The 12,655-nt window shown below is 59.7% G+C and carries 12 protein-coding genes; 2 read left to right on the top strand and 10 right to left on the bottom strand.

Translation table 11 applies throughout. The features are described from left to right. Nucleotides 1-43 precede the first annotated feature (43 nt). From PMI24_RS11325 to PMI24_RS11280, 10 genes are all read right to left on the bottom strand, one after another. Nucleotides 44-2,005, bottom strand: coding sequence for a DUF7844 domain-containing protein (locus tag PMI24_RS11325; protein ID WP_007953912.1), 1,962 nt, complete (start codon nt 2,003-2,005; stop codon nt 44-46). Next, nucleotides 2,002-2,322, bottom strand: a complete 321-nt coding sequence (locus PMI24_RS11320; protein WP_007953910.1) for a DUF2388 domain-containing protein — start codon at nt 2,320-2,322, stop codon at nt 2,002-2,004. Before PMI24_RS11320 ends, PMI24_RS11325 begins: the two co-directional genes overlap by 4 nt. Nucleotides 2,323-2,349: 27 nt before the next feature. Further along, a complete protein-coding gene (locus PMI24_RS11315) occupies nt 2,350-2,658 on the bottom strand; it encodes a DUF2388 domain-containing protein (protein WP_007953909.1) in 309 nt (102 codons plus the stop codon). 107 nt (nt 2,659-2,765) lie between these two features. Next, complete coding sequence (locus PMI24_RS11310; protein WP_007953908.1) at nt 2,766-3,083, bottom strand: DUF2388 domain-containing protein; 318 nt, start codon at nt 3,081-3,083, stop codon at nt 2,766-2,768. A gap of 332 nt (nt 3,084-3,415) precedes the next feature. Continuing rightward, nucleotides 3,416-3,631: a DUF1127 domain-containing protein gene (locus PMI24_RS11305; protein WP_007911656.1), complete on the bottom strand. Its 216-nt coding sequence runs from the start codon at nt 3,629-3,631 to the stop codon at nt 3,416-3,418. Between the two features lie 321 nt (nt 3,632-3,952). Continuing rightward, nucleotides 3,953-5,446 (bottom strand): acetyl-CoA hydrolase/transferase family protein, encoded by a 1,494-nt coding sequence (locus PMI24_RS11300; protein ID WP_007953907.1) that lies wholly within the window; start codon nt 5,444-5,446, stop codon nt 3,953-3,955. A gap of 214 nt (nt 5,447-5,660) precedes the next feature. Next, complete coding sequence (locus PMI24_RS11295) at nt 5,661-7,094, bottom strand: NAD(P)(+) transhydrogenase (Re/Si-specific) subunit beta (protein ID WP_007953906.1); 1,434 nt, start codon at nt 7,092-7,094, stop codon at nt 5,661-5,663. Then, on the bottom strand, nt 7,094-7,414 hold the full coding sequence (locus tag PMI24_RS11290; protein ID WP_003220416.1) for an NAD(P) transhydrogenase subunit alpha: 321 nt from the start codon (nt 7,412-7,414) through the stop codon (nt 7,094-7,096). The genes PMI24_RS11295 and PMI24_RS11290 overlap by 1 nt, the downstream gene beginning before the upstream one ends. Before the next feature lie 15 nt (nt 7,415-7,429). Then, complete coding sequence (locus PMI24_RS11285; protein WP_007953905.1) at nt 7,430-8,551, bottom strand: Re/Si-specific NAD(P)(+) transhydrogenase subunit alpha; 1,122 nt, start codon at nt 8,549-8,551, stop codon at nt 7,430-7,432. 434 nt (nt 8,552-8,985) lie between these two features. Beyond that, a complete protein-coding gene (locus PMI24_RS11280) occupies nt 8,986-9,885 on the bottom strand; it encodes a LysR family transcriptional regulator (RefSeq protein WP_007953904.1) in 900 nt (299 codons plus the stop codon). 158 nt (nt 9,886-10,043) lie between these two features. Here PMI24_RS11280 and PMI24_RS11275 point away from each other — a divergent pair, with 158 nt between their 5' ends. After that, nucleotides 10,044-11,225 carry an acyl-CoA dehydrogenase gene (locus PMI24_RS11275; RefSeq protein ID WP_007953903.1) on the top strand — a complete coding sequence of 394 codons (1,182 nt, stop codon included), beginning with the start codon at nt 10,044-10,046 and terminating at the stop codon, nt 11,223-11,225. 13 nt (nt 11,226-11,238) lie between these two features. After that, nucleotides 11,239-12,459 carry a CaiB/BaiF CoA transferase family protein gene (locus PMI24_RS11270; protein WP_007953897.1) on the top strand — a complete coding sequence of 407 codons (1,221 nt, stop codon included), beginning with the start codon at nt 11,239-11,241 and terminating at the stop codon, nt 12,457-12,459. Nucleotides 12,460-12,655 lie beyond the last annotated feature (196 nt).

Genomic DNA, 12,655 nt, shown 5'->3' with positions numbered 1-12,655 from the left:
GCCTTTATGGGCTGCGGTCTTTTGTTTTCAGGGCCGTTGTTTTTCAGGGTAGTTCCAATCCGCCCGAGGCTTTGTGCAGTTTGCGCAGATGCTCGCCGATCTGTTTCACGTTGGCCTCGCTGGCCGCAATCTCGGCTGCTCGTTTGGGCTCGAGCAACGCGCGTACTTCTTTATCCAGATCGCCGGTCAGGGCCAGCAACTGCTTCTGGCGCTGGCTGCTTTCTGCTTCCAGTCGGCTGAATTCGCTCGGTTGCGGCAGGCCGTAACCTCTGGAATCGAGCAGTTCTGCCGGCCGGCTGAGGAAGCCGCTGTTGGCGAGAATCTGCTGCAACGTCGCGTTTGCCTTGTCCATGCCACCGTTCTCCAGCTCACGGGCGCCGAGGTAGCGTTGCTTGACCTCATCCTGAGCGAGCAACAGTTGGCGACGGAAACTGGCTTGCTCCAGCAACAACAGCGCGGCGCTGGTGCGCAGGTCGGCTCGCTCGAACCATGGACGACGCTCTTCGGCGGACAGCGAAAGCCATTCTTCAACGGTTGCCTGCTTGATTGGCAATTGCTTTTTCAAGACATCGAACATCGCCTGATAACGATCACGGAACGAGTCGAAGCGATAACCCAGGCGCAACGCCTCTTTCGGATCATCGAGCACGCTGGTGTCCGCCAGGCCTCGCCCCTTCAGCACTTCCAGCAAACCATTGGGCATGATGCTGTCCAGGCCGGTGAGCCGGGCGTTGTTGCTGCCGCTGCGCAACAGTTTCAGGCCTTCCACCGCACAGTTGTTGGAGAGGAAGAAGTAATTGCCGTCGTAGCTCCAGTGCATTTCGGCGGCGTGTTCGACTACGCCCTCGATTTCGCTGCGCGAGAGATTCAACGGCACCGACGCCAGGCTGCGCAGTTCGGTCTTGGTGTATTCGTCGATCACCTGCGCCAGCGGCAACACAAATAGGCGCGACGGGTATTTGCCGACCAGTCCGTCCCAGCTCGACAGCTGTACGTCACCGACGAAGGCGCGGTATGACAGCACCAGATGCTGATCCAGATCCAGTCGGCAGTCCGGCCCGCGTGGTCGGCCCGGTGCACAGATCACCAGACGCAACATGCTGTGGCCCCAACGGCTGACCCAGTTCTGGTTGGCTTCGGCCAACAGGTAATCCACCGCGTACACGCGCTCCGGATCAACCTGGCCCAGGGGCTGTTTGGCAAAGTCGTTGCCGGCATTGAGGAAAGCGAAGGTTTTGGCGCACTCATCTTTCGCGGGCGGTGCCCAGCCAAAGTGTTCCTGGTAATAGCGATAAAGCGCCGGGCGGCGGCAGGCATAGCTCGGGTCGAGGAGGAAATACTCCATGTTGACCGCGACAAACTCCTTTGGGCTGGAGATTTCGTAGAGGTCGGGGCTGCGGGCGATCTGCCGGTTGTGCTGTTCTCGCTCACCCCGGCGCCCGACGTATTGCTGCCAGCCGGCGAGGTCGAGCAGGCGTGGATCATCGCTGAGGGTGAAGCGACGACCGTTCTGGCCACGGCATTCATCTGGAATACCGATCAGCCCGGCGCTGTTGTTGCGCCGGGTACAGCGCTGGATCAGCGTGCGTTCGGCCGCTGGCCACAAGCGCGCGCGATCGTAAATGTGGGTGATTTCGTGCAGCACCGTGGCCAGCAATTCCCGGCGTACGGTGCCGTGGGGGCGATTGGTTTTTTGCGTGGCCGCGCTGCCGTCGGTGAGGCTGGCGAGCAGTTTGCGGTTCAGGTCCAGCTCGGAGACGAGTGTCGCCTGGCCGTAGGCGTTGCCGGGCATGTCGTCGGTCCAGCCGACATCGATGCGCCGGTCCAGGCGTTCGATGAAGCTCGGCGGCAACGCCTGCATGGCTTCATCGAGCAGTGCCTGGCTGGCCTGTTGTTGGGCGGGGCTCAGATCGTCGGTCTTGAGCCGCAATTGCAGGCCGGCGTGGGCGCTGTTGCCAAGCAGCAACAACGCCCCGGCCAGCAGCCAGGCGCCGAGTGACTTCACAGTGCGAGGATGGCTTCGGCGAGTACCTGATCACTGGCGTCGCGAGCTTCCGGCACGCGGGTGCGCAAGGTGTTGAAGGCGGCTTCCAGGTTTGCACCACGGATATCACCGTCGCTGGCCACGAAACTGGCGGCGTCGTCGTGGGCTTCGCGGATGATTTTCGAATCGCGAATCGACGTGGTGGTGTCGGAAGTGAAATCGATGGTGCGCTGGGAAGCGCGGACGATGATGTTACTGGTGGCTACCAGGGTGTGTGCCTGGGCCATATCGGCCAACAACAGCAGGCCAAGGGCGGCAGCAATCAGCGGGCTACGCATGGAACGACTCCGAAAAGACAGGGATGACTATTGGACGAGAATTGCCTGTGCCAGTTCAAGGTCGCTGACATGAAGTTTTGGCCGGCTCTTGCGCAGGTAATGCAGGGCGGATTCGAGCTGTGCGCCGCGCATCTGGCCGTCACTGGCAACGAACGCTGCGGCATCGTCGTGCGCGGCGATGATCAGTTTACGGTCGAACGGCGCGGAAGACACCATGCCGGTGGCCCAGACGCTGACAACGGTGTTCTGCGTGGACACATCGAAGGCGTCTGCAAGAGGAACCCAGCAGGCGGTGATCAGGATAGAAGGGATAAGCAGATTTGTAAGAAAACGCATGGGACTCGGCAGCTGTTGGCGAGTCCCAAGGCTAGCGCAATGCCCGGACTAGAGCCAGCGCCGAAACATCGGGACACGACCGGCGTGTCCCGCGATGCCTCTGTCGCTTAGATCGTCAGAATGGCCTGGGCCAGCTGTGCGTCGGTCGCGTTCAGTTGTGGAGCCTGATGACGGATGTGATCCAGTGCACTCTCCAGTTTCACGCCACGGATTTCGCCTTCGCTGGCCACGAAGCTGGCAGCGTCGTCACGGGCGGCGAGCACGATCTTGTCGTCACGGAAGGACGAGGTGACATCGGAGGTGGCATCGGAAGAGGACTTGAGTGCGCCAACCACGGCGTCGGTGGTAACGATGAAGCTGGTAGCGCTGGCGTTGGCAGCTACGGCCAGCAGAGCGGCGGCGCTGAGCAGACGAAGACGGGACATGGGAGAACTCCTGTGGATAAACCGTATTGAGAGGTGGCTCGGTGTCTGAAGGTCAGACGCCAGTCGCACAGCATTCGCCACGTTCTGCATGGATCTTAGGCCTCCGTTGCGAGTTCGCACAGTGGTCAGGATGCTGGCCTGAACACATTTTACGCAACTGTACTTGTCATTAATCTATTTAAAGAAACTGTACCTGTCTGGTGTTTCAGGCTGGGTATTCAGGTTTTTCTGCCCTGAAACGACAAGACCCGTCGCGGTTTCCCGCGACGGGTCTTGTGTGTTCAATTCGGGTTGCTGGCGGTGGGTCTAGCGACCAGAGCCAGCGACGCTGCTTAGCGCCAGAACGGCTTGCTCAGCTCTTCGTAGCGTTGTGCTTCGCTAATCCCGGCGTCAGCCAGCAGACGCGAATCCAGACGAGCCAGTTGATGGCGGCTGGAGATGCGGCGCTGCCAAAGCATCAGGTTGGCGATAACGCGCAGAGGCAGGGAAGCCTGGGTGTTTACAGCTTTGTCTTCGAAGAACAGTTCGGAACTGAGTGTACGTTCCATGGTTGACATCCTTCCGCTTGTGGCGGGATTAGGTAGTGGTTTAACTGGTGCCCATGATCCTCTCGTTTGGCCAGTCTCTCTAGATACAGTTCACCTGTATTGTGAGTGACCAGTTAACTGTTTATAGGGGGTGTACGGGTCAAAATTGCACAAACTGTACCTGTATGCGCTTATTTGGTGCATTTTTACCCAATTCGATGATTCGTGTAGGTAAAAGCCGTAGGAAAAGACCGGTACAGCAGTACAGTTTTTGACGGTTGCAGAGGTTTTCAGAATCCCGCTGGCGAAACTGTGTTTGCGCCAGCGGAAAATCTGTGCGGATTACACCGCCTGCATGCGTCCGGTTTCTTCCAGATTGATGTGCCAACTCAGGGCATCACGCAGAATATGCGGGGTGTGGCCGCCAATGGCGCAGGCTTTGTCGAAGTAGTCGTTCAGCGCCTGGCGGAAATCCGGGTGCACACAGTTATCGATGATGACCCGGGCGCGTTCCCGTGGCGCCAGGCCGCGCAGGTCGGCCAAGCCCACCTCGGTCACCAGGATGTCGACGTCATGCTCGGTATGGTCGACGTGGCTGACCATCGGCACCACGCTGGAAATCGCGCCACCCTTGGCGATCGACTTGGTCACGAACACCGCCAGGTGTGCGTTGCGCGCGAAGTCGCCCGAGCCGCCGATGCCGTTCATCATCCGCGTGCCGCAGACGTGGGTGGAGTTGACGTTGCCATAGATGTCGAATTCAAGGGCCGTGTTGATGCCGATGATGCCCAGGCGCCGCACCACTTCCGGGTGGTTGGAGATTTCCTGGGGACGCAGTACCAGCTTGTCCTTGTACTTCTCCAGGTTGCCGAACACGTCGCTGTTGCGCCGCTCCGACAGGGTGATCGAGCTGCCCGAGGCGAAGCTCAGCTTGCCGGCGTCGATCAGGTCAAAGGTCGAGTCCTGCAGCACTTCGGAGTACATGGTCAGGTCTTCGAACGGCGAATCGATCAGCCCGCACATCACCGCGTTGGCAATGTTGCCGATCCCGGCCTGCAACGGGCCGAGCTTGTTGGTCATGCGCCCGGCATCGACTTCCTGCTTGAGGAAGGTAATCAGGTGATCGGCGATGGCTTTGGTATCGACATCCGGCGACGACACGGTGGACGGCGAGTCCGACTGCTGGGTGATGACGATGGCGACAATCTTCTCCGGCGGGATCGGGATCGCGGTGCTGCCGATGCGGTCGTCGACCTTTACCAGCGGAATCGGCGTGCGGGTCGGGCGATAGGTCGGGATATAGATGTCGTGCAGACCTTCGAGGTTGGCGTTGTGTGCCAGATTGATCTCGACGATCACGTGTTTGGCGAAGATCGCGAAGCTCGCCGAGTTACCCACCGAAGTGGTCGGCACGATGTGGCCCTGTTCGGTGATGGCCACGGCTTCGATCACGGCAATGTCCGGCAGCTTCAGCTGCTGGTTGCGCAGTTGCTCGACGGTTTCCGAGAGGTGCTGGTCGATGAACATCACTTCGCCGGCGTTGATCGCCTTGCGCAGGGTGCTGTCGACCTGGAACGGCATACGCCGCGACAGCACGCCGGCTTCGGTCAGTTGCTTGTCGAGGTCATTGCCCAGGCTGGCGCCGGTCATCAGGCTGATCTTCAGCGGCGTGACCTTGGCTCGCTCGGCCAGCGCATGGGGCACGGCCTTGGCTTCGCCGGCGCGGGTGAAGCCGCTCATGCCGACGGTCATGCCGTCCTCAATCAGCGCAGCGGCGTCGGCGGCGCTCATCACTTTATCCAACAACGAAGGCAGGCGAATACGGTCACGGTACATGGATTATTTTCTCGGGCAGCGAGTAGCAGGATGCGCAGTCTAGTGAATTTCGCGAGCGCCTGTCCCGCTACCAAGGTCGCAAACGAGGCGTCTATTTAGCGGGTTTCAAGTAAAACACCGTTACTGGATCTGCAACAACGCGGCAAATTGTCCGACGTTTTGCGTAAACAAAAACGCCCCGACAAGTCGGGGCGTTCGGTGTTGCCGGCGAGGGTTACTCGACTGCTTTGACCATGTCTTCGATGACTTTTTTCGCGTCGCCGAACACCATCATGGTCTTGTCCAGGTAGAACAGTTCGTTGTCCAGACCGGCATAGCCGCTGGCCATCGAACGCTTGTTGACGATGATGGTCTTGGCCTTGAACGCTTCGAGGATCGGCATGCCGGCAATCGGCGATTTCGGATCGTTCTTGGCAGCCGGGTTGACCACGTCGTTGGCGCCGAGCACCAGCACCACGTCGGCCTGGCCGAACTCGGAGTTGATGTCTTCCATCTCGAACACCTGGTCGTACGGCACTTCGGCCTCGGCCAGCAGTACGTTCATGTGCCCAGGCATCCGACCGGCCACCGGGTGGATCGCGTACTTCACCGTCACGCCATGGTGGGTCAGCTTCTCGGTCAGCTCCTTCAGCGCGTGCTGTGCACGGGCCACCGCCAGGCCGTAACCCGGAACGATGATCACGGTGTCGGCGTTGGTCAGCAGGAAGGTCGCGTCGTCAGCCGAACCGGATTTCACCGGACGGGTTTCCTTCTCACCGGCAGGACCGGCATCTGCTGTATTGCCGAAACCGCCGAGCAGTACATTAAAGAAGGAACGGTTCATCGCCTTGCACATGATGTACGAGAGGATCGCACCGCTGGAACCCACCAGCGAACCGGCAATGATCAGCATCGAGTTGTTCAGCGAGAAGCCGATACCTGCCGCCGCCCAGCCGGAATAGCTGTTGAGCATCGACACCACCACCGGCATGTCGGCGCCGCCGATCGGGATGATGATCAGCACGCCCATGACGAACGCCAGGGCCAGCATCAGTGCGAACGCGGCGAGGTTGCCGGTCAGCATGAAGGTGACGCCGAGGATCAGTGTCGCCAGACCCAGTACCGCGTTCAGCTTGTGCTGACCGCTGAACTGTACTGGTGCGCCCTGAAACAGACGGAACTTGTACTTGCCAGACAGTTTGCCGAAGGCGATCACCGAACCGGAGAAGGTGATTGCACCGATGGCTGCGCCGAGGAACAGTTCCAGACGGTTACCCGCCGGAATCGAGTCGCCCAGTTGTTTGACGATGCCCAGCGACTGCGGCTCGACCACCGCAGCAATGGCGATGAACACCGCTGCCAGGCCGATCATGCTGTGCATGAACGCAACCAGTTCCGGCATCTTGGTCATTTCAACGCGTTTGGCCATGATCGAACCGGCGGTGCCGCCGATCAGCAGGCCGACGATCACGTAACCGATGCCAGCAGTCGCCAGCTCAGCGCCCAGCTTATAGATGAGGCCGACAGTGGTGATGATTGCCAGCGCCATGCCGAGCATGCCGAACAGATTGCCGCGCCGCGACGTGGTCGGGTGCGACAGGCCCTTTAGGGCCTGGATGAAGCAGATCGACGCGATCAGGTAGAGCGTCGTGACGAGGTTCATGCTCATTACTTAGGCGCCTCTTCTTTTGCTTTCGGGGCTTTCTTCTTGAACATCTCAAGCATGCGGCGGGTGACCAGGAAGCCACCGAACACGTTGACCGCGGCCAGTGCCACGGCGAGGGTGCCCATGGTCTTGCCCAGCGGGGTGACGGTCAGTGCGGCCGCGAGCATGGCGCCGACGATCACGATCGCAGAAATGGCGTTGGTCACCGCCATCAAAGGCGTGTGCAGCGCGGGTGTAACGTTCCAGACCACGTGGTAACCGACATAAATCGCCAGCACGAAGATGATCAGGTTGTAGATACCGGGGGAGATAAGCTCTTCCATCGTCTGAATCCCTGCTTAGGCGTTTTTGCGGATGACTTGGCCGTCGCGGCACATCAGGCACGCGGCGACGATGTCGTCTTCGAGGTTCACTTCGAACTGGCCTTCTTTGGTGAAGACCAGCTTCAGGAAGTCCAGCAGGTTGCGTGCGTACAGCGCCGAGGCGTCTGCGGCGACTTCACCGGCGAGGTTGGTCGGGCCGACGATAGTCACGCCGTTCTCGATCACGACCTGATCGGCCACGGTCAGCGGGCAGTTGCCACCCTGGGCTGCAGCGAGGTCGATGACCACCGAGCCGGGTTTCATTTGCGCCACGGTGTCCGCGCTCAACAGCGTCGGCGCCTTGCGGCCCGGGATCAGTGCGGTGGTGATGACGATGTCAGCCTGCTTGGCGCGCTCGTGCACGGCCTGGGCCTGACGCTGCATCCAGCTCGCCGGCATCGGGCGTGCGTAACCGCCGACGCCGACCGCGCATTCGCGTTCTTCATCGGTCTCGTAAGGCACGTCGACGAACTTGGCGCCGAGGGATTCGATCTGTTCCTTCACGGCCGGACGTACGTCGGACGCTTCGATGACGGCACCCAGACGTTTCGCCGTGGCAATCGCCTGCAACCCGGCCACACCAGCCCCCAGGATCAGCACGCGCGCCGCTTTCACGGTGCCCGCAGCGGTCATCAGCATCGGCATGAAGCGCGGATAGTAGTGAGCGGCGAGCAGCACGGCCTTATAGCCGGCAATGTTCGCCTGGGACGACAGCACGTCGAGGCTCTGGGCCCGGGAGGTACGTGGCGCCGCTTCCAGGGCGAACGCGGTAATCCCGCACTCGGCCATCTTCGCGATGGTGTCGTTGTTGAACGGATTGAGCATGCCCACCAGCACCGTGCCGCGCTTGATCAGCGTCAGTTCGGCATCGGTTGGCGCGACCACTTTGAGAATCAGCTCGGCGCCAAACGCGTCATTGGCACTGCCAATGGTTGCGCCTGCCGCTTCATAGGCACTGTCGACAACGCTGGCTTTAACGCCGGCGCCGGTTTGCACAGTGACCTTATGACCTTGGCTGATCAGCTTTTTAATGGTTTCCGGGGTTGCAGCAACCCGTGTTTCACCGGTCTGGGTTTCGAGAGGAACACCAATGTGCACGTCAAATCTCCTGCGTGATCTTATTGAGTAAACCCATGCACTACGGATGGTGCGACTGGGGCGGCCGATCAGCACGATCCCGCCAAATCAGGGCGGGGCGCGGCATTTTGCAGGCGAAGTTTATGCCCTTCAAGGGATTATGACGGGTGACGGAAAATTAACTACAAGTCATCCCGTGACCGAATGTCGCAGATGGCCAGTTGAATCCCTTGCAGGCCGTGCCTTTCAAGGAGTCTGGATGAATTTGAAGAATTTTCGCATCGGTGACGTGAATAGGTCGCAATGAGTCGCGAATGAGGGCGCAAAGCCACGTCGGCAGGCGCTTGTGGGACGTCTGTACGACTTTCGGATACAGTCTGTCTATTTGCGACAAATAGTTATATCTGTAGGGCTTTGATTTTCCTGACTACGGGGTTAGTAATCGCTGAAACCCTTTAGCCTTCTAAGTTGTAGCTGTGTGCCTGGTTCACCAGCCAGTCACGAAAAGCTTTGAGTGACGCCGATTCGACCTTTCGCTCCGGAATCATCAGGTAATACGCCTTGATGCTGGAGAGCGCGTTCGGGTTGGCAATCACCAGGCGCTTCTCGGCCAGTTCGCGCTGAATCAGGAACGGTGGGATCAGCGCGATGCCCATGTCGTGCATGGCTGCCTGGGCGAGCATGGAGAATAGCTCGTAGCGCGGACCTGTCATGTCGCGGGGGATGTTCAGGTGTTGCGAGTTGAACCACTGTCGCCAGGCGTAGGGGCGGGTGGTTTGCTGGAGCAGCGGCAGATCGGCGATTTCATCGGGTGTCAGATGCGTCTTGTTGCCGAGCAGGGCGGGACTGCATACCGGCATCGGATTCTCGCCCATCAACCTGTGGGATTCGGTACCGGACCAGTCGGCATCGCCAAAGTAGATGGCGGCATCGAAGTCGGTGTCGGCAAACAGGAACGGGCGGGTGCGGTTGGTCAGGTTGACCGTCACTTCCGGGTGCTTGAGTTGGAAGTCCTTCAATCTTGGCAGCAGCCATTGCGTGCCAAAGGTGGGCACCACGGCGAGCTCGATCACATTGGTGCCTTGCTGACCCATCACCGACAGGGTGTCGCGCTCAACGGCGTCGAGTTGGGTGGCGACCCGACGACTGTAGGAAAGGCCCGCTTCTGTCAGCTTCACCCCGCGACGCGAGCGTCGGAACAGTTCGACGCTGAGGAAGTCCTCGAGGCTGGCGATCTGTCGGCAAATGGCGCCCTGGGTGAGGGAAAGTTCTTCGGCGGCCTTGGTAAAGCTCTCGTGACGGGCGGCGGCTTCGAAGCTGATCAGGGCGGTGGTGCTGGGTATCTTGCGGCGCATGTACGTCAACCTCACTAATACATCGCTTAATCGGCATTTCGCGACGTTTCGGAGTGAGAAATTAGCACAACAGGATGCGAAATCCTCGTTTGCCGGGATGGCGAAGCGGGCCTAGGATCAATGCCACGTTAATTCACCCGATTTGCGAGGACTCACTCATGGGCGGTAAAGCTAGCTTCAACTGGATCGATCCACTGTTGCTGGATCAACAGCTGACTGAAGAAGAACGCATGATCCGCGACACTGCCGAGCAATTCGCCCAGCAGAGCCTCGCGCCACGCGTTCTGGAAGCCTTCCGCCATGAGAAGACCGATCCGGCGATCTTCCGTGAAATGGGCGAAGTCGGCCTGTTGGGTGCGACCATTCCCGAGCAGTACGGTGGCAGCGGCCTCAACTACGTCAGCTATGGCCTGATTGCCCGTGAGGTCGAGCGTGTCGACTCTGGCTATCGTTCGATGATGAGCGTGCAGTCTTCGCTGGTGATGGTGCCGATCAACGAATTCGGTACCGAAGCACAGAAGCAGAAGTACCTGCCGAAACTGGCTTCCGGCGAGTGGATCGGCTGCTTCGGTCTGACCGAGCCGAACCACGGTTCCGACCCGGGCGCGATGATTACGCGTGCACGCAAGGTCGACGGCGGCTACAGCCTGACCGGTGCCAAGATGTGGATCACCAACAGCCCGATCGCCGACGTGTTCGTGGTCTGGGCCAAAGACGATGCCGGCGACATCCGTGGCTTCGTTCTGGAGAAGGGCTGGAAAGGCCTGAGCGCTCCAGCGATTCACGGCAAGGTCGGTCTGCGGGCTTCGATCACCGGCGAAATCGTCATGGATAACGTGTTTGTGCCGGAAGAGAACATCTTCCCGGACGTGCGTGGTCTGAAAGGTCCGTTCACCTGCCTCAACTCTGCACGTTATGGCATCTCCTGGGGTGCGCTGGGCGCGGCCGAGTTCTGCTGGCACACCGCTCGCCAGTACACCCTGGATCGTCAGCAGTTCGGTCGTCCGCTTGCCGCTACTCAGTTGATCCAGAAGAAGCTGGCTGACATGCAGACCGAGATCACTCTGGCGCTGCAAGGCTGCCTGCGTCTTGGTCGCATGAAAGATGAAGGCACTGCTGCGGTTGAAATCACTTCGATCATGAAGCGTAACTCTTGCGGCAAGTCTCTCGATATCGCTCGCATGGCGCGTGACATGTTGGGCGGCAACGGGATCTCTGATGAATTCGGTGTGGCCCGTCACCTGGTCAACCTGGAAGTGGTGAATACCTATGAAGGTACTCACGACGTTCACGCGCTGATTCTCGGTCGTGCGCAGACCGGCCTGCAGGCGTTCTATTAATAGGAGAGCGACCATGGGCGCGCTGTCGCATCTGCGGGTACTGGATTTATCGCGAGTGCTGGCCGGCCCATGGGCTGGTCAGATCCTGGCCGATCTTGGGGCGGAAGTGATCAAGGTCGAGCGCCCGGGCAATGGTGACGACACTCGCGCCTGGGGGCCGCCCTTCCTGAAGGACGCTTACGGCGAGAACACCAGCGAGGCGGCTTATTACCTGTCGGCCAACCGCAACAAGCAATCGGTGACGATCGACTTCACGCGTCCCGAAGGTCAGAAGCTGGTTCGCGATCTGGCAGCCAAGTCCGACATCCTGATCGAGAACTTCAAGGTGGGTGGGCTGGCGGCCTACGGCCTGGATTACGAGTCGTTGAAGGTGATCAATCCGGATCTGATCTATTGCTCGATCACCGGCTTCGGCCAAACCGGACCGTATGCCAAGCGTGCGGGTTATGACTTCATGATCCAGGGGCTTGGCGGGCTGATGAGTCTGACCGGGCGACCTGAGGGTGATGAGGGTGCCGGGCCGGTTAAGGTGGGGGTGGCGCTCACGGATATCCTGACGGGGCTGTATTCGACCGTGGCGATTCTGGCAGCACTGGCTCATCGTGATCACGATGGCGGCGGGCAGCATATCGATATGGCGTTGCTGGATGTGCAGGTAGCATGCCTGGCCAATCAGGCGATGAACTACCTGACGACGGGCACTGCGCCAAAGCGGCTGGGGAATGCACATCCGAATATCGTGCCGTATCAGGATTTTCCTACGGCTGACGGCGACTTCATTCTCACGGTGGGCAATGACGGGCAGTTCCGCAAGTTCGCCGAAGTGGCGGGGCAACCGCAGTGGGCGGACGATCCGCGTTTCGCGACTAATAAGTTGCGGGTGGCGAACCGTGCGGTGCTGATTCCGTTGATTCGCCAGGCGACAGTCTTCAAGACGACCTCCGAGTGGGTGGCTCAGCTGGAACAGGCGGGTGTGCCATGTGGGCCGATCAATGATCTGTCGCAGGTATTCGAGGATCCGCAGGTGAAGTCTCGCGGGTTGGCGATTGAGCTGCCTCACGCGCTGGCGGGGATGGTGCCGCAGGTGGCCAGTCCGATTCGGCTGTCGCGGACGCCTGTCGAGTATCGCCATGCGCCTCCTTTGCTGGGCGAGCATACGTTGGAGGTTTTGCAGCGGGTGCTGGGTCTTGGGGCTGGAGCGGTGGCTGCGATGAAAGAGGATGGAGTGCTCTGATGGTTCTCTCTATATAGAAGGGGTACTGAATCCTTCTTCTATATAGAGGGTATTGAGTGTTTTTTGGCCTATCCGCAAGTTATTGAAAGAAAAGCGAAATTAAGGGTTGACGGCAGATTTTGAGTCTCTATAATTCGCCCCACTTCCGGCGCAGTCGAAACGGAAAACTCCTTGAGATTCAATGAGTTAAGTAGGT

It is taken from the genome of Pseudomonas sp. GM25, assembly GCF_000282255.1.
Lineage (GTDB): Bacteria > Pseudomonadota > Gammaproteobacteria > Pseudomonadales > Pseudomonadaceae > Aquipseudomonas > Aquipseudomonas aphyarum.
This window is presented reverse-complemented; position numbering and strand designations above follow the sequence as displayed.

What these genes read in the sequence shown, in the direction of transcription:
- PMI24_RS11295 (WP_007953906.1), bottom strand. Translation starts at nt 7,094, where the DNA reads ATGAGCATGAACCTCGTCACGACGCTCTACCTGATCGCGTCGATCTGC.
- PMI24_RS11310 (WP_007953908.1), bottom strand. Translation starts at nt 3,083, where the DNA reads ATGTCCCGTCTTCGTCTGCTCAGCGCCGCCGCTCTGCTGGCCGTAGCT.
- PMI24_RS11290 (WP_003220416.1), bottom strand. Translation starts at nt 7,414, where the DNA reads ATGGAAGAGCTTATCTCCCCCGGTATCTACAACCTGATCATCTTCGTG.
- PMI24_RS11280 (WP_007953904.1), bottom strand. Translation starts at nt 9,885, where the DNA reads ATGCGCCGCAAGATACCCAGCACCACCGCCCTGATCAGCTTCGAAGCC.
- PMI24_RS11305 (WP_007911656.1), bottom strand. Translation starts at nt 3,631, where the DNA reads ATGGAACGTACACTCAGTTCCGAACTGTTCTTCGAAGACAAAGCTGTA.
- PMI24_RS11315 (WP_007953909.1), bottom strand. Translation starts at nt 2,658, where the DNA reads ATGCGTTTTCTTACAAATCTGCTTATCCCTTCTATCCTGATCACCGCC.
- PMI24_RS11275 (WP_007953903.1), top strand. Translation starts at nt 10,044, where the DNA reads ATGGGCGGTAAAGCTAGCTTCAACTGGATCGATCCACTGTTGCTGGAT.
- PMI24_RS11320 (WP_007953910.1), bottom strand. Translation starts at nt 2,322, where the DNA reads ATGCGTAGCCCGCTGATTGCTGCCGCCCTTGGCCTGCTGTTGTTGGCC.
- PMI24_RS11270 (WP_007953897.1), top strand. Translation starts at nt 11,239, where the DNA reads ATGGGCGCGCTGTCGCATCTGCGGGTACTGGATTTATCGCGAGTGCTG.
- PMI24_RS11300 (WP_007953907.1), bottom strand. Translation starts at nt 5,446, where the DNA reads ATGTACCGTGACCGTATTCGCCTGCCTTCGTTGTTGGATAAAGTGATG.